Here is a 20,344-nt window from a genome sequence, read left to right as displayed (position 1 = left end):
ACACACCGAAGGGCGCCCCGGATCACCGGGGCGCCTTTCGCGTATCCGGACCTGCCGGCCGCGGGCCTAGAGCTTCTCCATCGGCAGGCCGCCGAAGGTCATCAGGGTGACGGTGCCCGACGAGCCGAAATCGAAGGTCGCCCGCTCCATCGGCCCGGCGCCGGTGATCGCGGTGACCGTCCCCAGCCCGAACGAGTCGTGCGAGACGCGGTCGCCGACCGCGAGGGTGAGCTTGTTGGCCCGCCGTGAGGTCTTGGGCGCGCGCTTGGGGGTCCAGCCACCGTCGGACCCCGACGACCGGCCCCGGCCGCCGTACTGGCCGCCGCCGTTCTGCCCCCAGGACGAGCGGTCCTGCCCGAAGACGCCGCGCGAGCCCCCGAACTGGCTGCGCTGCGGCTCCAGCCGGCGCCAGTCGACGAGGTGCTGCGGGATCTCCGCGAGGAACCGCGACTCCGGGTTCTGCATCGGATCGCCCCAGGTGGAGCGGATCATCGCGCGGCTGACGTACAGCCGCTCACGGGCTCGGGTGATGCCGACGTAGGCGAGGCGCCGCTCCTCCGCGAGCTCGGACTCGTCGCCCAGGGCACGCATGTGTGGGAACTGCCCGTCCTCCCAGCCGGTCACGAAGACCACGGGGAACTCGAGTCCCTTCGCGGTGTGCAGGGTCATCATCGTGACCACGCCCGCCTCGCTGTCGGGCACCTGATCCGCGTCCGCGACCAGCGAGACCCGCTCGAGGAAGGCGGCCAGGGAGCCCGGCTCGGGCGCGCCCTCATCGACCACCACGTCGGTGAAGTCCTGCGCGGAGAACTCCCGCGCGACGCTGATCAACTCCTCGATGTTCTCGAGGCGCGCGCCGTCCTGCGGGTCCGACGAGCCCTCGAGCTCCGCCCGGTACCCCGTCTTCTCGACGACCGCGTCGAGCAGGTCGCCGAGATCCAGCTCGTCGTCCGCCGCGGTGCGGCGCAGGTCGGCCATGAGGCCGGCGAAGGTGGCGATCGCGTTGCGCGAGCGCGGATTCAGCATCGCGACGGAACCGTCGACCGCGTCCTCGATGGCGCTGGCGAACGTGCCCCCGCGGTTCTCGGCGTGCACCGTGAGGCAGGCCTGGGCGCGATCGCCGATGCCGCGACGCGGCGTGTTGACGATGCGCTGCAGGCTGACGGTGTCGTTCGGGTTGTCGATGGCGCGCAGGTACGCGACCAGGTCCCGCACCTCCTTGCGCTCGTAGAAGCGGACGCCGCCGACCACCTTGTAGGGCACGCCGTGGCGGATGAAGACCTCCTCCAGCACGCGCGCCGCGGTATTGGTGCGGTAGAAGACCGCCACATCGCTGTACTTGACGCCCTTGTCGGCCAGCGCGTCGATCTCCGAGACCACGAAGCTCGCCTCGTCGTGCTCGTTGTCGGCGACGTAGCCGGTGATGAGGTCACCGTCGCCCTGGTCGGTCCAGAGCTTCTTCTCGCGCCGGCCGGCGTTGCGGGAGATGACCGCGTTGGCCGCCGAGAGGATGGTCTGGGTGGAGCGGTAGTTCTGCTCCAGCAGGATGGTCTCCGCGTTGGGGAAGTCCCGCTCGAACTCCTCGATGTTGCGGATCGTGGCGCCGCGGAAGGCGTAGATCGACTGGTCCGCGTCGCCCACCACGCACAGCTCGCTGGGTTCGACGCCGTCCGCATCGGTCTCCAGGCCGACCAACTCGCGGACGAGAACGTACTGCGCGTGGTTGGTGTCCTGGTACTCGTCGACCATCACGTGCCGGAACCGGCGGCGGTAGTACTGCGCGACGTTGGGGTGCGACTGCAGCAGCGCCACCGTCTCCCCGATGAGATCGTCGAAGTCGAAGGCGTTGGCCCCGCGCAGGCGGGACTGGTAGGTGCCGTAGACCTCCGCGACGGTGACCGCGAAGGGCTCGCCGGTCTTCGCCGCGTCCGCCGAGGCCTGCTCCGGGTCGATGAGCTCGTTCTTGAGGTTGCTGATGTGGGTGGCGAGCGCGCGCGGCGCGAACTTCTTCGCGTCCAGCCCCATGTCCTTGACGATCATGGTGAGCAGGCGGCGGGAGTCGTCCGCGTCGTAGATGGAGAAGTTCGAGTTCATGCCCGGCAGCAGGCCGGCCTGGGCGCGGAGGATGCGCACGCAGGTGGAGTGGAACGTGGAGACCCACATGATCTTCGCGCGGTTGCCGATGATGCCGGCGACGCGCTCGCGCATCTCCGCGGCGGCCTTGTTGGTGAACGTGATCGCGAGGATCTGGCCGGGATGCATGTTCCGGGCGGCCAGCAGATAGGCGATCCGCCGCGTGAGCACCGCCGTCTTCCCCGAGCCCGCGCCCGCGACGATGAGCAGCGGCGAGCCCTCGTGCAGGACCGCCGCGCGCTGCTGCGGGTTGAGCCCCTCCAGCAACTCCTGACCGCGTTCCTGCCTCTCCACCTGCGCTTTCTCGCGGGAGAAGGGCTGGCGCTGGCGGAGTCCGGACTGCTGCGGTGCTGGGTTACTCATCTCCCGTCCAGCCTAGCCGGGGTGACCGACAGGTTTCCGCAGGCCCGGAGGCGCTGTGTCCGGTGCCCCGGCGCGAGAGCGGCGAAACGTTCGAAGCGTTCTGCGAGGTCCCCGAGCCGGGGTCTCGCAGAACGCTTCGAACGCGTGCCGCGTCAGGCGGCAGCGGCCTCGCTGTCCGCGGCGGCGGAGTCCGCGCTCTCCGCGGCTTCACCACCGGCGGCCTCGCCGGTAGTGGCCTTCTCCGCGGCCGTCTCCGCGGGCGTCTCCGCGGCAGGAGCCTCGTCGTCGGCCGGGGTCCCGGTGGCCGGAGCCTCCGTGGCGGGCGTTTCCGTGGCAGGCGTTCCGGTCGCGGGCGTGTCCGTGTCAGGCGTCCCGGTCGCGGGCGCTTCGGTCGCCGGAGTTCCGGTCTCCGGTGCGCCGGTCGCGGGCGTGCCCGTGGCGGGCGTGCCTGTGGCGGGCACCTCCGCGGGCGAGGTCTCGGTGGACGGCGAGGTCGCTCCCGTGGACGACGCGGGCGCACCGTCGGCCGAGGTCTCGGTCGTCACGGTCTCGCTGACCGATCCGGCGGCGGTCTTCGCCGAGGAGTCGGCGAGCGCCACGCCCGCCTGCCCCGATGCCTTCCCGGTCAGGCCGTCGAGGAAGCCGGTGCCGACGCCGAGGAGGCCCGGCAGCAATCCGATGGTGAACGGGTTGTCCGAGAACAGTGCGTCGTTGCCCGCCTTGAGCGTCTCCCCGATGCCGGCCACGGCGGCGTTGATCGCGGCGACGGGATCACCGGTCGCGAGCGCCTTCACCACGTTCTCGAGGCCGGTGAGTGCCGCCGACGGGAGCATCCGCGTGGCGTTGTAGAGCCCCAGCGTCAGGTACAGCAGCGGTTCGGCGGCACCGTCGAGCCCCTGACCGAGCGGACCCAGGAACGGGTTGAGCTTGTCCCCGGTCTGCAGCACCGCGCCGCCCAGTTCGAGCAGCGGCGCGGCCAGGATCCCGTGGATGATCTGGTAGGAATCCGTCCACTTGCCGGCCGGGATACCGCTGAGCAGCGTGCTGACGATCCTCGGCAGGCCGTCGGGGCCGGTCAGGCCGGTCGCGATGCGGGTCAGCGTGTCCGTCCAGATCCCGCCGATGGCGCCGAAGTCCGGCAGCGCGGTCGGCGAGGCCGCGAGGGCGGACGCCGACGCGGCGGTGAAGGTCACCGCGTTCCCGGTCGGCAGGGTGAACGGACCCGCGTTCGCCCAGTCGGAGTCGGCGATCCCGCCGAGGATCGTCGGGATCAGGTTGACCAGGCTGGGGATCGCACCGTACTCGCCGAACAGCGCCTCGATCGCCTTCCCGTTCACCGCGGAGGCGGTGGAGAACAGGGAGGTCAACGCCGCGGCGGGGCCGCCTGTACTCAGCGCCTTGAGTGCGGCGGTCACGCCGTCGGCGAGGAGGGCCGGCACCTCGACGCCGGCCTGGAGGGGGCCGAGGGCGAGGCCGATGAGCGGGAGCAGTGCCGCCTTCAGCCCGTCGCCGATCGGTCCGAGCTGCTCACCGAAGTGGTCCATCACCGGGAGGAGCCCGATCGCCGGCGTGAGGATCGCGCCGGTGATCGTGGTGGCGAGAGTCGTCCACGCGTCGCCCACCTTCCCCGCGGCGAGGTCGGCCTGGATCTTCTCGAGGTTCGCCAGCAGATTGTCCTCGAGATACGTGAAGAAGGCCTTACCGGCGTCACCGGCAGCACCGGCGAGCACGCCGGCGTTGCCGAGCTGGTCCTGCACCAGCTTGGTCAGGCCGGTCACCGGATCGGTGACGAACTTCAGCCCCATCGCCGTCGCCCAGTTCGCGACGGCACCGGCGGCGCCGCCGATGTCCTGGACGATCGGGGGGAGCGACGGGGCGGCGACCGCACCCATGGACGTGGCCACGGGGGCGACGGCGACGGCCGCGGCGGCGGCCATGGCGACCGCGGGCGCGGCGTAGCGACGGTGGGAGGACCGAAGGTCTGCAGCGAGCATGGAGAGACACCCTTCAACTGGAGTGAGCCGGGTCACACACGAACCGGACGAACGGAACATACGCCCACGCCGTGGGCATTCGGATCACTTTCGAAGAAGCTTTGCGACAGCACACGTCTATTTGTCTCAATGCAGTCTGCACGTTTCTGAATACCGCAGGTCACGGCAGTATTCGGCCGCAGGAAGGAGAACAGCTCCCCAGCGGTCCGCGCGGCCGGTGGTTCCGCGCGGTCTCCGCTGGGGAGCCGTGCATGGGCGACGTCAGGCCGCGGACGCCTCCGCACCGGACGCGGTGTCGGATGCGGTGCCGTCGGTCCCGGCCTCCGTGGCATCGTCGGCCGGCGTGGTCCCGCCGGACCCGGACGGCGCCTCGGCGACGGTCTCCGCGGGAGCCTCCGCGGTCGGCTCGGCGGGTGCCGCAGGCTCGACCGGAGCGGACGGTTCCACAGCGGGCTCGGCCGGCTTCTCCGCCGGCGCCGCCGGCGCCGCGCCCTCATCGGCCTTCTCGGCGGGCGCGGTGATCACCTGCGTCTCGACGGTCGTGCCGCCGGTGGACGAGGGCACGTCGGGCGTCGCCACCACGGCGGTGGAGACCTCCGACGTCGCGGGCGACGCAGCGGTCGCAACGTCCGCCGCCGGCTTCGCGGCGTCCTTCGCCGGCTTGAAGGCGTCGAAGATGTTCTTGCCGATGTTCGCGAGCCCCGGGAAGACCGCGTTGTCGAACGGGTTGTCCTTGGCGACGAACAGGCGGTCGTTGAGGAACGTGGTCAGCGCGCCGATGTCCGTCGTGAGCCCGGTGAGCGCCTTGGCGGGATCACCGGAGAGCAGCGCGGTCACCAGGTTCTGGCCGATCGACACGACCTTGCCCGGCGTGTCGAAAAGCACCGCCAGAGCGGAGTTTCCGAGTCCGATGACGTCGGCCTGGGAGTTCGTGAGACCGACGCCGATCGGACCGAGGTAGGGGTTCACGAGATCGGTGATCGGCATGATTCCGCCCAGGAGGACGATGATCGACAGCGCCTTGGCCTTGTCGGCGACCTCGCCGATCGCACCGGCGGGATCCCCCTTGGTGAGCTTGGCCACGGCATCCGTGATCGTTCCCACGACGCCGGGCGTCCACTGGTCGCCCTTCCACGACGAGGCGAACATCTCGAAACCGGCCTTCCACGCCTCGAACAGCGTCGTGAAGTCCGGCATCCCGAGCGCGGGGGCGGACGCGACCGCGGCCTGCGCCGCGAGCGCGTCGGCCTTCGCCGGCGACGAAGCGGGCAGCGACGGGATCACGGCGCCGAGCAGCGTGCTGCCGACCTTCACCAGGTTCGGGATGAGGCCGGTCGCGGAGTTCGTGACATAGGCCTCGAGGAACGTGCCCACGTTGTTGACGCCGGCACCGACGGCCGCGCCCACCTTCGTGACGTCGCCGGTCATGATCGCCTTCGCGATGGCCTCGCCCGCCTTGAGCAGCTCGGTCGGGAGGCGCAGCGGAAGTCCGAGCGCCGCCTGCCCGAGGGCGATCATGCTGCCGTCGTTGAGCGCGGCATCGAGCGCGGCCCCGAGCTTGCCCAGCTTGGGGTTGAACCGGTCGGCGATCGGGAACAGCGCGCTCATCAGGCCGATGAACAGCGTCGACTCGATCTGGCTGCCGATCGGGCTGTACGCGCCGGACAGGCTGCCGTTCTTGATCGCGTCGAGCGCGGTCTGCAGCGCCTTCGGGAAGCCGGCGCCGGCGTAGTCGCCGGTACCCGACGCGGACTCGAAGGTCGCCTTCAGTGCGTCCTGCAGGGTCTGAGCGAGGAAGGTCACGTCGCCCCAGCCCCAGGTCGGGACTGCGGCCGCGGTCGATGCACCGGCCGCCGCGGGTCCCACGGCGCGCGGCAGCAACCCGGCCACGGAGCCCGCGACCTGCGTCTGCAGATTCACGAGCTTCGCGGGGTTCACGAGGACGGTGGACGCGGGCGCGGTCACGGCGCCGACGGAGGCGGTGATCGGCGCGACGGCGATCGCGGCCGCGGTCACCAGGGCGAGGGAGGCGCCGGCGTAGCGGCGCGGGACGGAACGACGGACAGCGGCATACATGGAGGCAAGCACCCTTCGGCTCGAGTGATGCCGATCACCAACGATCGGACCAGGGCACCATACAACCCACGGTGTGGATTTACGTCCGATTCGACGGAACTCTGCGACGTTCGGCGTTGATGTGTCGCACAATCGGTCCGCGGCGAGGGTGAACTGCAGGTCAGGCGGGCGCGCAGGCCCGAAGGCGGGATCGGTCAGCGGGACGCCGACGCCGGGACCAACAGCCCGACGGGCCCACTGCCCACGCACGCGACGAGCCCCGGCGTCTCCGCCCGCGCTATGAGGCCGTCGCCCGTCCCGGTCACCCGCGCGTAGACCGTGTGCGCGCCCTTGCGCACCGGGACCCGGACGGGCGTGGCGCCGCGCTGCTGCTGCAGCACGACGACTCCGTCGGACGACGCGAGGTAGTTGAACTCGACGACCCAGTCCCAGAACGCGAGTGGCCCCTCGTACGAGAGGACCGCGGCCGCACCGTCGTCGACGCGGGTTCCGCACGGGAACGGGCCGAGTGGGAGGCTGCGCACGCGCGTGACCCGGCCGGGCTGGAACCGCCCGGACCGGTCGGCGACGGTGGCCTCCCCCGCGTACTCGGCGAAGCGCGGGTGCGCCGGCTGCGTCGCGAGGATGCGCGAGAACCGGTTGTACGGGCCGGACAGGCGGCTCAGGACGTCGCCGTCGACCTCCTGATCGATCATCTCGCGGCCGGCGTACTCAGCGGCGCCGGCGCGCAGGTTCTGCAGGTAGGGGCCCGTCGGGTTGTCGTGCCAGACGGGCGCGAACCGGACCGCCGAGACCGAGCCGCTCACGGCGAAGGCGATCACCACCGCGACCCACAGCCGCCGATCGCTCGTGAATCCGGCGACCTTCGACCTCACGCGGCCGGATCCGGCCCCGTCGCCCCGGAATCGGCCGGTTTCACACCGCAGCACGAGCGCGCCGGCGAGGCTCAGCACCCCCGCGAAGTCGGCGAAGTAGCGCAGCGACAGGGGCAGCAGCGGCGACGTGAACTCGGAGCTGCGCAGGAAGAACACCGTCGAGGAGACGCCCAGGAAGTACAGCCCCGCGGCGCCCCAGGCGGCGAGACCGCGCGGCGCCCGCACCCGGGTGACCGCGAGGATCACCGCGATCGCCAGGAGCCCCACGACGGTGAGCGCGACAGCGGTCACCACCAGCGGCGGTCCGGGGTTGGTGCGGGTCCAGGTCCACGGCCCGCCGACGGCCGCGGGCGCGAGGACCGCGTTCACCGACCGCCACAGTGTCCGGGCCGTGAAAGAGGCGGTGTGCGTCCCCGGCCGCGACGCCGTGACCGTCAGCCACAGCACCAGCCAGGCGAACACCACCACCGCGAACGCCGCCCAGAGCCACCGCCCGCGCCGCAGCACCGAGCGGACCGGGCGGGGCCGTCCCCGCAGGTAGGGCAGCAGGCACGCCGTCGCGAGCGCGACGAACGGGATGACCAGCGCCTTCTCGAAGAAGAACAACGAGGCGAGCAGCGCGAGGACCGCGTAGACGCCGGATCGCCGACGGCCGCGCACGAAGCGCACCGTCTCCGCCACGACGACCGCCAGCCCGATCTGCAGCGGCAGCGCGTTGAGCCCGGAGGCCCACCACGCCATCGCCGTGAGAGTGAGCGGGCTGAACAGGACGAAGACGAAGGGCATCAGCACCACAGGGCGCCGCCCGGCGATCACCACCAGCGCCCGCAGCGTGAGCAGCGACGCCAGCAGCTGCAGGAGCAGAACCGAGAACGCCGCGGCCGGCCAGCTCAGCGGCGCGACCTTCGTGATCGCGGCCGCCGCGAACAGCGTGCCGGGCATGAAGTGGCCGTCGTAGTCGACGAACCAGGCGCCCAGGTCCGTGAGCGGCCGCGATGCGCGGCCGATGAAGGCGACGTCGTCCCAGTAGAAGCCCCCGCGCGCCAGCACGTAGCCGCGAACGACGAGCTGCAGAGCGATGAGTACCGCCGCGCCGATCCACAGCTGTCGCCGCGGAGCGGGGAGTCGGGACCTACGGAGCACGGTGCTCGATGGTAGAGCCCGCGGCTGTGGAAAACTTGAAGCCATGAGCACACCGGACGACACCGGCGCCGAGACGCCGCTCGCCGACGAGGAGATCCAGGCCCTCCGCGAGGAGATCGACCGCCTCGACGCCGAGATCCTGGCCGCGATCAAGCGCCGCAGCGAGGTCTCGCGGATCATCGGCCGCACGCGCATGGCCTCGGGCGGCACGCGCCTGGTGCACTCGCGCGAGATGAAGGTGCTCGAGCGGTTCTCCGAGCTCGGCCGCGAGGGCCACACCCTCGCGATGCTCCTCCTCCGCCTGGGACGGGGCCCGCTGGGCCGCTAGCCCGACGGTCCGCGGTCAGCCGCGGTCCGGCATCCCCGCGAAGAACTCGACGAGGGCGTTCGGCGCGTCGTCGCCCAGCATCATGGTCGCCATCTCGTCCGCGGACGCGGCGGACTCCTCGGCGCGGGTGAACATCTCGCGCTCGTAGGCGGCGAGCGCCGTCTCGGGGTCGCCGGGATTCTCGACGAGGTGCCGGGCGAGCTCGGCACCGTCGAACAGCGCGATGTTGGCGCCCTCGCCGGCCGGCGGGCTGACGTGCGCGGCATCGCCGACCAGCGTGACGCCGGGGACGTGCTCCCAGCGCAGGCCGACGGGCAGCGTGTACAGCCGCCGCGGCACGAGCGGCGTATCGGATTCCCCGATGAGGCGGAGCAGTTCGCCCGACCAGCCCGGGTACTCCGCGATCACGTGGTCGGCGGCCGTCGGTGCCGACCAGTCGATCCCGTCGGCCCAGCCCTCGTCGACGTGCAGTTGCGCGTACGTGTGGACGATGTCGCCGGCCTCGGCGTGGGTACTGATCCCGCGGCCGGGCGCGAGCGCGAACATCGCGCCCTCCCCCACGAGCTCGGCGATGCCCGGATGCCGGCGCGGGACGTCGTGGAGGTAGGTCTCCACGTAGGTGGTGCCGTAGTAGGCGGGCTTCGCGTCGGTCACGAGGGCGCGCACCTTGGACCAGGCACCGTCGGCCCCGACGAGCAGGCCGGTCGCGACGGCGGTCCCGTCGGCGAAGGTCAGCTCGTGTCGCCCGCCGCCGAGCGCGCGGACCGCCGTGACCTTGGCGCCCCAGCGGATGACCTCCGGGGGCAGCGCGTCGATGAGGAGGCGCCGCAGCTCGCCGCGGAGCACCTCGGGTCGGCCGCCGTCCCCGTCGTCCGGGAGGTCGAGCAGGACGGTGCCGTCGCGGCCGAGGGCGCGGGTCGCCTCGCCGCCCTCGTGGATCAGCGCACGGAACTGTGCGGTGAGCCCGGCCGCTTCGATCGCGGCCTGCCCGTCGGCCTCATGGATGTCGAGCTGGCCGCCCTGGGTGCGTGACATGGGCGTCGGCTCCGCCTCGTAGATCACGGCGTCGATGCCGTGGACGTGCAGCACGCGGGCCAGCGCGAGGCCGCCGAGTCCGGCCCCGATGATGGCGATGGGTGTCCCCATGATGATCTCCTCTCACCTATGGAACAACGTTCCAACCAAGTTTGGAACATCGTTCCACTCGTGTCAAGATGGAGGCGTGCCACCCCGCAGCCGCCGCACCGACGCCCTCACCAGAGAGCGCATCGTCGCCGCGGCGATCGAGATCCTCGACGCCGACGGCCCCGACGCGCTGACCTTCCGCGCCCTCGCGACCTCCCTGAGCACCGGGAGCGGCGCGATCTACCACCATGTCGCCGGCAAGGACGAGCTCCTCGCCGCCGCGACCGACGCCGTCCTGGGGCCGATCCTCGCCGCGCCCGGCGGGACCGGCGGGACCGGCGACGCCCCCCGGGAGACGATCCGCGCGCTCGCACTGACGCTGTTCGACACGATCGACGCGCACCCCTGGCTCGCCGCGCAGGTGATGGCCGATCCGGGCCGGCCCGCGAACCTGCTCCTCAGCGAGCGGATCGGCGGCGCCGTCCTCGCGATGGGGACGCCGGAGGCGGCGCTGTTCGACGCCGCCACCGCGATCGTCGGGTACGTGCTCGGCGCCGCGGCGCAGAACGCGGCCAACGCCCGGTCGGATCTCGCGCGCAGCGGGCCGAGCCGAGAGGAGCTACTGGGCGCCGTCGCCGGACGCATCGAACTGCTGGACCGCGATCAGTTCCCGTATCTGCACCGGATCGCCGCCACGATGGCCCACCACGACGACCGCGCCCAGTTCCTCGCCGGGCTGGACCTGCTCCTGACCGGCGTCGCGGCCCTCTGACGGCGCACCACACCAGCTGCGATCCGTCAAGGATCAGGTTCACGGTGCCGTCGAACCCCAGGTCGAAGCGGCTTTCTCCGCCAGACTAGCGGGCATGCCCAGCCCTGACGACTATCTTGTCTGCGCCAGCCAGCGCAGCGGGAGCACCCTCCTCGTGGAGTCGCTCGCAGCCACCGGCGTCGCCGGCCGGCCGCAGGAGTTCTTCCAGTACTACCCGTCCAGCTCGCTCGCGCCGCAGCCGCGCGAGTGGTTCGCCGGCGTCGACGATCCCTCGCTGCTCGACCTGCTCGACCCCGTCGACCCCGGCACCGTCGACCGCCGCACACCCGAGCAGTGGCGCGACGACCTGCTGCGCGAGGGCCGGACGCCGAACGGCGTGTGGGGCGGGAAGCTGATGTGGAATCAGACCTCCCTCCTCGTCACCCGCACCCGCACCGGATCGGGCTCGGTGCGCACCGCGATCCGCTCGCTGTTCGACGGTGCCGACCCGCTCTACGTGCACGTCCACCGGCCCGACGTGGTCGCCCAGGCCGTGTCCATGTGGCGGGCCGTCCAGACCCGCGTGTGGCGCGACGACCCGGACCACGACCGCGAGCGCGACGAACGCGCCGTGTACCGCGCCGACGGGATCGCCCACCTCGCCGGGATCCTGCGCGAGCAGGAGCGGTCGTGGCGGGCGTGGTTCGCGTTCGAGGGCATCACTCCGCTCGAGGTCGACTTCCACGAGCTGATCGCGGATCCCCGCTCGACCACCGCGCGGGTCCTCGACGCCCTCGGGCAGGATCCCGGCCTCGCTCCCCCGCCGCCGCTCAAGCCCCAGTCCAACGACCGCTCCAAGGAGTGGGCGGAGCGCTACCGCGCCGACGCCGCCGAGAACGGATACCCCCTATGACCACCGTGCCCCCCGAACCGATCGCCGCCGTCGACGAGCTGCGCGTCCTCGAGGCCGAGGCCGTCCACATCATCCGAGAGGTCGCGGCCGAACTGGAACGGCCCGTGCTGCTGTTCTCCGGCGGCAAGGACTCGATCGTCCTGCTGCGGCTGGCGGAGAAGGCCTTCCGGCCCGCGCCCCTGCCCTTCCCGATCCTGCACGTGGACACGGGGCACAACTTCCCGGAGGTGATCGACTTCCGCGACCGGCGGGTGGCGCCGACCGCCGAGAACCCCGACGGCATCGAGCTCATCGTCGCCTCGGTGCAGGAGTCGATCGACACGGGGCGCGTCGCGGAATCGACCGAGTCCTCCGGCTCGCGCAACCGGTTGCAGACGCGGACCCTGCTGGACGCCCTCGAGGCCGGCCGCTTCGACGCCGCGTTCGGCGGCGCCCGCCGCGACGAGGAGCGCGCCCGCGCCAAGGAGCGCGTCTTCAGTTTCCGCAACGAGTTCGGCCAGTGGGACCCGCGGGCCCAGCGCCCCGAGCCCTGGTCGCTGTACAACGGCCGCATCCGGCGCGGCGAATCGGTCCGCGTCTTCCCGCTGTCCAACTGGACCGAGCTCGACATCTGGCGCTACATCGAGCTCGAGGCCCTCGAACTCCCGCCGATCTACTACGCGAGCGAGCGGGAGGTCTTCGAGCGCGACGGGATCCTGCTCGCCGTCTCCGAGTTCACGCAGCCGCGCGACGGCGAGACCGCGCGCCGCGAGTGGGTCCGGTACCGCACCGTCGGGGACCTGACCATCACCGGCGCGGTCCGCAGCCGCGCCACCGACATCGCCACCGTGATCGAGGAGATCTCCGCCGCCACCGTCTCGGAGCGGGGCGAGACCCGCGCCGACGACCGCACGTCGGCCGCGGCCATGGAGGACCGGAAGAAGGAGGGGTACTTCTGATGACGGACGTACTGGCACCACCGACCACCCGACAGCTCTTGCGGCTCGCGACCGCGGGCTCCGTCGACGACGGCAAGTCGACGCTCATCGGCCGCCTGCTGCACGACACCGGCAGCCTGCCCACGGACCACCTGGACGCCGTCACCGACGGCGACGAGGTGGACCTCGCGGCGCTGTCCGACGGCCTGCGCGCCGAGCGCGAGCAGGGCATCACGATCGACGTCGCCTACCGCTTCTTCTCCACCGGATCCCGCAGCTACGTGCTGGCGGACACCCCCGGGCACGAGCGCTACACCCGCAACATGTTCACCGGCGCCTCCAACGCGCACGTGGCGATCCTGCTGGTGGACGCGCGCAAGGGCGTGCTGCGGCAGACGCGCCGGCACGCGCGGATCGCGACACTGCTCGGCGTGCCGCACGTGATCGCCGCGGTCAACAAGATCGACCTCGTCGACTTCTCCGCGGACCGATTCACCGAGGTCGAGGCGGAGCTCGCCGAACTCGCCACGCAGCTCGGGCTGGAGTCGATCCCCGCGATCCCGCTCGCCGCCAAGCTCGGCGACAACGTCGTGCACCGCTCGGCGCACACCCCCTGGTACGGCGGACCGACGCTGCTCGACTACCTCGAGGGCGTCGAGCTGCGGGCGCCGTCGGCGCGGGCCACCGAGCTGCGGCTCCCCGTCCAGTGGGTCTCCCGGCCCACCGCGCGGCTGCGGCGGCGCTACGCGGGCCGCATCGCCGCCGGCACCCTCGCCGTGGGCGACGAGGTGCTCGTGCTCCCGTCGGGCAGCCGGAGCACGGTGACCGCGCTGGACACGCTCGATGAAGATCGGGACACGGCGGTCGCGCCGCTGTCCGTCTCCGTCGAGCTGGCCGACGACATCGACGTGGGCCGCGGTGACGTTCTCGTCTCCGGCGCCGCCGATGCGCACCTGCCCGTGAACGCGCGGGAGCTGGAGGTCACGGTGTGCTGGCTGGCGGAGAAGCCGCTGCGGGCCGGGGACCGCGTCGCGCTCAAGCACGCCACGGCGACGGTCCGCGCGACCGTCCAGTCGCTGGAACGGCGCCTGGACCCGGAGACGCTGATCGAGCAGGTCGGCCCGAGCGAGCTGGCGCTCAACGACATCGGCACCGTCACGCTGCGGACCTCGTCCGTCGTGGTGGCCGATCCGTACGTGCAGAACCGGGACACGGGCGCGCTCATCCTCATCGACGAGGCGAGCAACGACACCGTCGGTGCGGGCACGATCAGCGAGGCCCGCGAGGTGATCCCGGGCAAGGCGACCCGCAACGACATCCGCTGGCACCCCAGCTCGCTGGGCCGGCCCGAGCGGTGGGCGAAGACCGGCCAGCGCGGGGCCACCGTCTGGTTCACGGGGCTGCCCGCCTCGGGCAAGTCGACGGTGGCGGTCGCCCTGGAGCGCGCGCTGGTCTCGCGGGGTCGGGTGGCGTACCTGATCGACGGCGACAACATCCGGCACGGCATCTCCGACGACCTGGGCTTCTCGCCCGGCGACCGGGCCGAGAACATCCGCCGGGTGGGGCACCTGACACGGCTCTTCGCGGACGCCGGGGTGATCGCCATCGCGTCCCTGGTCTCGCCGCTGCGCTCGGACCGGGAGATCGCGCGGGAGTTGAACCTGGCGGCCGAGATCGACTTCCTGGAGGTGCACGTCTCCACGCCCGTCTCCGAGTGCCGCAAGCGGGATCCGAAGGGGCTGTACGCCCGGGCGGACCGCGGCGAACTGCGGGGCCTGACGGGCGTGGACGGACCCTACGAGAAGCCCGAGGATCCCGACCTGCGCTTCGACACCACCGGCGCCGACACCGACGAGCTGGCGCAGCGGGTGATCGCGCTGCTCACTGAGCGGGGAGTAGTGGGCGAATGACGACGGTGCGCGCGGCGCCCGGGCGACCGGTCCCGTGGCCGCGGATACTGCAGGAGTGAGCTGCTGCACGCCCGAGGGGCCGGACCTGCCGCCGCACACCGGTGCGGTACCGGGCGGCGGCGCGCACCCGATCGCGCAGGCCCGGATCCCCGCCGGCGCGTTCGCGATGGGCGACGCGCACGGCGACGGCTACCGCGCCGACGGCGAGCTACCCGTGCACCGGGTCGCGCTACCGGGCTTCACGATCGACGCGACGACGGTGACCGTCGCCGCGTTCGCGGCCTTCGCCGACGCCACCGGGTACGTCACCGACGCCGAGCGCTACGGCTCGTCGGCCGTCTTCCACGCGAGCGCGGCCCGGCACCGGGAGCACGGCGAGCGGGCCGAATCCGCACCGCCGGTCGGCCTTCCCGTCCCGGGCACGCCGTGGTGGCTGACGGTGCCGGACGCGACCTTCCGTGCGCCGGGCGGGCCGGGCACCGTCGCCCACGAGGACCATCCCGTCGTGCACGTCTCGCACGCGGATGCGCTGGCCTACTGCGCCTGGACGGGCCGGGCGCTACCGACGGAGGCGCAGTGGGAGTACGCGGCGCGCGGCGGCCTGGCCGGCGCGCGGTACCCCTGGGGCGACGAGCACCCGGTGCCGGGCCGGGACTGCAACATCTTCGTCGGTGCGTTCCCGCAGCCCGACGGTGCCGTCGGGACCGTCGCGGCGCGCTCGTACGCGCCCAACGGCTACGGCCTGTACCAGGCCGTGGGCAACGTCTGGGAGTGGTGCGCCGACCGGTATTCCGCCCACTACTACCGAAGGTCACCCGAGCGCGCGCCGCACGGACCCGACCGCGGGACCGCCCGCGTCCTCCGCGGCGGCAGCCACCTGTGCCACGACTCCTACTGCTACCGCTACCGCGTGGCGGCCCGGAGCCACACCACCCCGTCCTCCTCCGCCGGCAACATCGGATTCCGCACCGTGTCCGATTCCGACGTCGTGATTGCGTAGGTCCGATCTCCACCGGAAGCGCGGCGTGTCCGTATCACCGCCCGAATTCCAGCGGGTGCGCGTGTCGATCAGGCGTTCACGGCGTGTGAATCGGGGGCGGGCTCGGCCGACTCGTGGGCGGCCAGCTCGCGGCGAGCCCCCTGCGGTCGACGCGAGGGCAGCGGCGTCTCGTCGGCGTCGGGCTCGGCCCTGCCCGCGAAGAAGGCGGCCATGAAGGACTCGGCGATCGCGGTCCCCTCGGCCTCGGACGGCAGGACGTCGCCCGTCTCCTCGCGCCACGACGCCAGTACGCCGGCGAGCCGGCGGGCGACCCACCGGTAGGCGGGCTCGTCGATCACGTTGTGCCGCTCGTAGGGGTCCACGACGAGGTCGTACAGCTCGCGCCGGGGACGGGGCGCGGCCGTCTCGTACGGATCGAGCGAGGACGCGGACGAGCTGTCCGCGATGTCCAGCGGCAGCAGCAGCGCGGGCCGGTCCGCGTAGTTCTCGATGTAGCTGAACTGCTTGGTGCGCACGGCGCGGATCGGGTCGTAGGCGTCGTGATAGGTCTTCTGCGTGAACAGGCCGGCGCGCACCTGCTCGCCCGTCGGCTCGAGCAGTTCCGCGGCGTGGGTCTCGCCGTCGACGTCCTCCGGCAGTGGCAGGCCGAGCAGGTCGAGCACCGTCGGCGTCAGGTCCACGCCCGAGAACAGGTCGTCGTAGACCCGGGGCGCGAGGCCGAGGGACCGCGGGGGACGCGCGATGAAGGCGACGCCGGTGCCCTCGCCGTAGAGCGTGGACTTGGCCCGCGGGAAGGCCAGGCCGTGATCGGTGATGAACAGGATCCACGTGGTCTCGGCCAGCCCCAGCTCGTCGACGGTGTCGAGCAGGCGCCCGACCGCGGCGTCGGCCTGCGTGATGCTGCCGTGCAGCCCCGCCAGGTCGTCCCGCACCTGCGGGGTGTCGGGAAGGAAACCGGGGACGCCGATCGCGGCGGGATCGGCGGGCGCGTACTGGTCCGCCGGGTACGGGCGGTGCGTCTCGAAGAAGCCGGCGGTCAGGAAGAAGGGCTTCGCCGCGCCGCCGTCCACGTGGTCCGCCAGCCAGGCCTGCGACTGCGCGACGACGTAGTCGCACAGCGAGTCCGAGACGTCAACGGTGTCGAAGCCGAGGCGGGTCGGGTCGGCGCTCTCGTGCTGCATCCCGAACAGGGCGCTGCGGTAGCCCGCCGCGCCGAGCAGCGCGGGCAGGGTGCGCACGTGGTCGCGGTACTCGAAACCGTGGTGCGCCAGCCCGACGAGGCCGTTGCGGTGCGGGTGCAGTCCCGTGAAGAGCGAGCCGCGGGCAGGCGAGCAGAGCGGGGCGGTGGCGTGGGCGTCGGTGAAGCGGATGCCCTCGGCGGCGAGGCGGTCGAGGTTCGGGCTGACCACGCCCTCGGCGCCGTAACAGGTGAGGTGCCGCCCGAGGTCGTGCCAGAGCACCAGGATCACGTTCTCCCGGGTGCCGGTATCCGCCTGCGTATCCACCACACCTCGACGTTGCCACAACCCACCGTGCTCCTGCGAGGTTTGCACTCACGATGAGCCGAGAGTGACGCCCGTCACTGCAATGCGATGTAGCGGGTCTCCAGGTACTCCTCGATGCCCTCGCTGCCGCCCTCGCGGCCGAAACCGGAGGCCTTGACGCCGCCGAACGGGCCGGCGGGATCGGAGATCACGCCGCGGTTCACGCCCACCATGCCCGACTCGATCCGGTCGGCCACGCGCAGCGCGCGATCCAGGTCCTTCGTGAAGATGTACGCCGCCAGGCCGTACTCAGTGGCGTTCGCGGCCGCGACACCCGCGTCCTCGTCGGCGAACGGGACGACGGGCGCAACGGGGCCGAAGACCTCCTCGGTGAGGATCCGCGCGTCGGCGGGGACGTCGGCGAGCACCGTCGGCGGGAAGAAGTGGCCGGGCCCCTCGGGCGCGACGCCGCCGAGCCGCAGCGTGGCGCCCTTGGCGACCGCGTCCTGCACCAGCTCGGAGACGGTGGCCTGCTGGTCCGCGGAGACCAGCGGACCGATCGTGACGCCCTCCTGCACCCCGGGTCCCAGCACGTACTTCGCCATGCCGTCGACGAGCTTGGCGGTGAACTCCTCGATCACCGACTCGTGCACGTGGAAGCGGTTCGCCGCGGTGCACGCCTCGCCCCCGTTGCGCAGCTTGGCGAGCAGCGCCTGCGCGACGGCGTGATCGACGTCGGCGTCGTCGAAGACCACGAACGGCGCGTTGCCGCCGAGCTCCATCGACGTGCGCAGGATGCCGGGCGCCGACTGGGCGACGAGCGCGGCACCGACCTCCGTCGACCCGGTGAAGGTGAGCTTGCGCAGCCGCCGGTCCTCGAGCAGCGGCCCCGTCAGCGCCCCGGACTTCGAGGTGGGCAGCACGGAGATCACGCCGTCCGGCACGCCCGCGTCGCGCAGCACCTCGGCGAGCAGCAGCATCGTCAGCGGGGTCAGGCCGGCGGGCTTGACCAGCATCGTCGCGCCGGCGGCCAGCGCGGGGCCGATCTTGCGGGTGCCCATCGCGAGCGGGAAGTTCCAGGGCGTGATCGCCAGGCACGGCCCGACGGGGGCCTTGCTCACCAGGATCCGGCCAGTGCCGGCGGGCGCGGGCGTGTACCGGCCGGCGATCCGGACGGCCTCCTCGGAGAACCAGCGGAAGAACTCGGCGCCGTACTTGACCTCGTTCGCCGATTCCGGCAGCGCCTTGCCCATCTCGAGGGTCATCAACAGGGCGAAGTCGTCGGTGCGCGCCACGAGCCCCTCGTAGGCGGCGCGCAGGATCTCGGCGCGCTCGCGGGCGGGCGTCGCGGCCCACGCCGGCCCCGCGGCGACGGCCGCGTCCAGGGCCGCGGCCCCGTCCTCCGGCGTCGCGTCGGCGACCTCGACCAGCACCTCCTCGGTGGCGGGGTCGTGCACCGGAAAGGTTGTGCCCGAACTCGAATCGCGGAATGCCCCGTTCACGAAGATCCCGGTGGGGATGCGGTCGAGGAGGTCACGGATGCGCTGCTCGGTTGCCATACCGCCACCCTAGCTCCGGGCCGCGCGTGCGCGCAGCGCGTTGTCCGCGGCCCCACTGTGACGTCGTGCGCGAACCGCCCGCGGGAGGCGGACCGGACACTAGGCTGACGCCATGAGCGACAGCGACATCACCGCGTCCACCGCCTGGCGGAACCTCGTCGACCATCACCGCGCGATCGCCGACACCTCCCTGCGGGAGCTGTTCGCCGCCGATCCGCAGCGCGGCTCGGAGCTCGTCTTCCGGGTCGGCGATCTCTACATCGACTACTCCAAGCACCGCGTCACCCGCGAGACGCTGGGCCTGCTGGCGGCGCTCGCCGACGAGGCCGGCGTCGCCGCCCGCCGGGACGCCATGCTCGCGGGCGAGCACATCAACGCCACCGAGGACCGCGCCGTCCTGCACACCGCGTTGCGCGCACCGTCGAGCCGGGACCTGCGGGTGGACGGGCAGGACGTGACCGGCGACGTGCACGACGTGCTGGAGAAGATGGGCGCCTTCAGCGAGGAGGTGCGCTCGCGGCGCTGGCGCGGCGCGACCGGCGAGCCGATCACCGACGTCGTGAACATCGGCATCGGCGGCAGCGATCTGGGGCCCGCGATGGTCTACAAGGCGCTGCGCGCGTACGTGCAGCGCGGCATCACCTGCCACTTCGTCTCCAACGTCGACCCGGCGGACGTGACGGCGACCCTGGCGCACCTGAACCCCGCGACGACGCTGTTCATCGTCGCGTCGAAGACCTTCGGCACGCAGGAGACGCTGACCAACGCGCACGCCGCCAAGCGCTGGCTGCTCGACGGCCTGGGGACCGGCGAGGAGGCGGTCGCCAAGCACTTCGTCGCCGTCTCGACCAACGCCGACCGGGTCGCGGCCTTCGGCATCGACACCGCGAACATGTTCGGCTTCTGGGACTGGGTGGGCGGCCGCTACTCGGTGGACTCGGCGATCGGGCTGTCGGTGATGATCGCCGTGGGACCCGAGCGGTTCGGCGAGTTCCTCGCCGGTTTCCGCGCCGTCGACGAGCACTTCGCGTCCGCGCCGGTCGCGGAGAACGCGCCGATCATGTTGGGCCTCATCGGCCTCTGGTACTCGGACTTCTTCGGCGCGCAGTCCCGCGCCGTGCTCCCCTACGCGCAGGATCTGGCGCGCTTCCCCGCCTACCTGCAGCAGCTCACCATGGAGTCCAACGGCAAGTCCGTGCGGATCGACGGGACGCCCGTCACCGCGGACACCGGCGAGATCTTCTGGGGCGAGCCCGGCACCAACGGGCAGCACGCCTTCTTCCAGCTACTGCACCAGGGCACGCGGCTCGTGCCGGCGGACTTCCTGGGCTTCGCGGAATCGACCGACGACCTGCCCACCACCGACGGCGTCGGCACCATGCAGGACCTGCTCATGAGCAACCTGTTCGCGCAGACCAAGGTGCTCGCCTTCGGCAAGACCGCCGATGAGATCGCCGCCGAGGGGACCGATCCGAAGGTCGTGCCGCACAAGGTGATGCCGGGCGATCGCCCCACCACCACGATCCTCGCGCCGAAGCTCACGCCGTCGGTCGTGGGCCAGCTCATCGCGCTCTACGAGCACCAGGTCTTCACCGAGGCCGCGGTCTGGGGCATCAACGCCTTCGACCAGTGGGGCGTCGAACTGGGCAAGGTGCAGGCGGGCGAGCTGCTCCCCGTCATCGCGGACGCCGCGGCCCCCACCGCGGACCTCGACTCGTCGACCGACGCCCAGGTGCGCTGGTACCGCACCCAGCGCGGCCGGGCCGTCTAGCG

14 protein-coding genes are annotated in these 20,344 nt (G+C 72.1%); 7 read left to right on the top strand and 7 right to left on the bottom strand.

Going from position 1 to position 20,344, the window contains the following annotated elements:
* Positions 1-66: 66 nt before the first annotated feature.
* From pcrA to FK530_RS05980, 4 genes are all read right to left on the bottom strand, one after another.
* Positions 67-2,496, bottom strand: a complete 2,430-nt coding sequence (gene pcrA / locus FK530_RS05995) for a DNA helicase PcrA (RefSeq protein WP_146486100.1) — start codon at positions 2,494-2,496, stop codon at positions 67-69.
* 152 nt (positions 2,497-2,648) lie between these two features.
* Positions 2,649-4,490, bottom strand: a complete 1,842-nt coding sequence (locus tag FK530_RS05990; protein ID WP_146486099.1) for a hypothetical protein — start codon at positions 4,488-4,490, stop codon at positions 2,649-2,651.
* Between the two features lie 261 nt (positions 4,491-4,751).
* The gene (locus FK530_RS05985) at positions 4,752-6,566 is read right to left on the bottom strand and encodes a hypothetical protein (RefSeq protein WP_146486098.1); all 1,815 of its coding nucleotides are present in this window, start codon (positions 6,564-6,566) and stop codon (positions 4,752-4,754) included.
* A 194-nt stretch (positions 6,567-6,760) separates the two neighbouring features.
* A complete protein-coding gene (locus tag FK530_RS05980) occupies positions 6,761-8,584 on the bottom strand; it encodes a hypothetical protein (RefSeq protein ID WP_146486097.1) in 1,824 nt (607 codons plus the stop codon).
* A 43-nt stretch (positions 8,585-8,627) separates the two neighbouring features.
* Between FK530_RS05980 and FK530_RS05975 the strand changes: the two genes are divergently transcribed.
* The gene (locus FK530_RS05975; RefSeq protein WP_146486096.1) at positions 8,628-8,912 is read left to right on the top strand and encodes a chorismate mutase; all 285 of its coding nucleotides are present in this window, start codon (positions 8,628-8,630) and stop codon (positions 8,910-8,912) included.
* 15 nt (positions 8,913-8,927) lie between these two features.
* Here FK530_RS05975 and FK530_RS05970 read toward each other — a convergent pair whose 3' ends face one another.
* Positions 8,928-10,058 carry an FAD-dependent oxidoreductase gene (locus FK530_RS05970; RefSeq protein ID WP_146486095.1) on the bottom strand — a complete coding sequence of 377 codons (1,131 nt, stop codon included), beginning with the start codon at positions 10,056-10,058 and terminating at the stop codon, positions 8,928-8,930.
* A 76-nt stretch (positions 10,059-10,134) separates the two neighbouring features.
* Between FK530_RS05970 and FK530_RS05965 the strand changes: the two genes are divergently transcribed.
* The 5 genes from FK530_RS05965 (at position 10,135) to FK530_RS05945 (ending at position 15,528) form a co-directional block, all read left to right on the top strand.
* The gene (locus FK530_RS05965) at positions 10,135-10,809 is read left to right on the top strand and encodes a TetR/AcrR family transcriptional regulator (protein WP_231706513.1); all 675 of its coding nucleotides are present in this window, start codon (positions 10,135-10,137) and stop codon (positions 10,807-10,809) included.
* A 94-nt stretch (positions 10,810-10,903) separates the two neighbouring features.
* Complete coding sequence (gene stf0 / locus FK530_RS05960; protein ID WP_146486094.1) at positions 10,904-11,701, top strand: trehalose 2-sulfotransferase; 798 nt, start codon at positions 10,904-10,906, stop codon at positions 11,699-11,701.
* The gene (gene cysD / locus FK530_RS05955) at positions 11,698-12,639 is read left to right on the top strand and encodes a sulfate adenylyltransferase subunit CysD (protein ID WP_146486093.1); all 942 of its coding nucleotides are present in this window, start codon (positions 11,698-11,700) and stop codon (positions 12,637-12,639) included. The genes stf0 and cysD overlap by 4 nt, the downstream gene beginning before the upstream one ends.
* Positions 12,639-14,528, top strand: coding sequence for an adenylyl-sulfate kinase (gene cysC / locus FK530_RS05950; RefSeq protein WP_146486092.1), 1,890 nt, complete (start codon positions 12,639-12,641; stop codon positions 14,526-14,528). Before cysD ends, cysC begins: the two co-directional genes overlap by 1 nt.
* Before the next feature lie 55 nt (positions 14,529-14,583).
* Positions 14,584-15,528 carry a formylglycine-generating enzyme family protein gene (locus tag FK530_RS05945; RefSeq protein WP_146486091.1) on the top strand — a complete coding sequence of 315 codons (945 nt, stop codon included), beginning with the start codon at positions 14,584-14,586 and terminating at the stop codon, positions 15,526-15,528.
* Between the two features lie 68 nt (positions 15,529-15,596).
* Here FK530_RS05945 and FK530_RS05940 read toward each other — a convergent pair whose 3' ends face one another.
* A complete protein-coding gene (locus tag FK530_RS05940; protein WP_410468437.1) occupies positions 15,597-17,036 on the bottom strand; it encodes a sulfatase family protein in 1,440 nt (479 codons plus the stop codon).
* Positions 17,037-17,107: 71 nt separating this feature from the next.
* Entirely contained in the window at positions 17,108-18,571 is a 1,464-nt protein-coding gene (locus FK530_RS05935) for an NAD-dependent succinate-semialdehyde dehydrogenase (protein ID WP_146486090.1), read from the bottom strand.
* A gap of 112 nt (positions 18,572-18,683) precedes the next feature.
* Here FK530_RS05935 and pgi point away from each other — a divergent pair, with 112 nt between their 5' ends.
* The gene (pgi, locus tag FK530_RS05930) at positions 18,684-20,342 is read left to right on the top strand and encodes a glucose-6-phosphate isomerase (protein WP_146486089.1); all 1,659 of its coding nucleotides are present in this window, start codon (positions 18,684-18,686) and stop codon (positions 20,340-20,342) included.
* Positions 20,343-20,344: the final 2 nt, after the last annotated feature.

It is taken from the genome of Tsukamurella conjunctivitidis, from assembly GCF_007858475.1.
In the GTDB taxonomy this organism is placed as follows: Bacteria; Actinomycetota; Actinomycetes; order Mycobacteriales; family Mycobacteriaceae; genus Tsukamurella; species Tsukamurella conjunctivitidis.
This window is presented reverse-complemented; position numbering and strand designations above follow the sequence as displayed.

Bases quoted from the DNA above. Each gene is read 5' to 3' on its own strand.
- FK530_RS05975 (WP_146486096.1), top strand. From the start codon at position 8,628: ATGAGCACACCGGACGACACCGGCGCCGAGACGCCGCTCGCCGACGAG.
- stf0 (WP_146486094.1), top strand. From the start codon at position 10,904: ATGCCCAGCCCTGACGACTATCTTGTCTGCGCCAGCCAGCGCAGCGGG.
- pcrA (WP_146486100.1), bottom strand. From the start codon at position 2,496: ATGAGTAACCCAGCACCGCAGCAGTCCGGACTCCGCCAGCGCCAGCCC.
- pgi (WP_146486089.1), top strand. From the start codon at position 18,684: ATGAGCGACAGCGACATCACCGCGTCCACCGCCTGGCGGAACCTCGTC.
- FK530_RS05970 (WP_146486095.1), bottom strand. From the start codon at position 10,058: ATGGGGACACCCATCGCCATCATCGGGGCCGGACTCGGCGGCCTCGCG.
- cysD (WP_146486093.1), top strand. From the start codon at position 11,698: ATGACCACCGTGCCCCCCGAACCGATCGCCGCCGTCGACGAGCTGCGC.
- FK530_RS05935 (WP_146486090.1), bottom strand. From the start codon at position 18,571: ATGGCAACCGAGCAGCGCATCCGTGACCTCCTCGACCGCATCCCCACC.
- FK530_RS05985 (WP_146486098.1), bottom strand. From the start codon at position 6,566: ATGTATGCCGCTGTCCGTCGTTCCGTCCCGCGCCGCTACGCCGGCGCC.
- FK530_RS05990 (WP_146486099.1), bottom strand. From the start codon at position 4,490: ATGCTCGCTGCAGACCTTCGGTCCTCCCACCGTCGCTACGCCGCGCCC.
- cysC (WP_146486092.1), top strand. From the start codon at position 12,639: ATGACGGACGTACTGGCACCACCGACCACCCGACAGCTCTTGCGGCTC.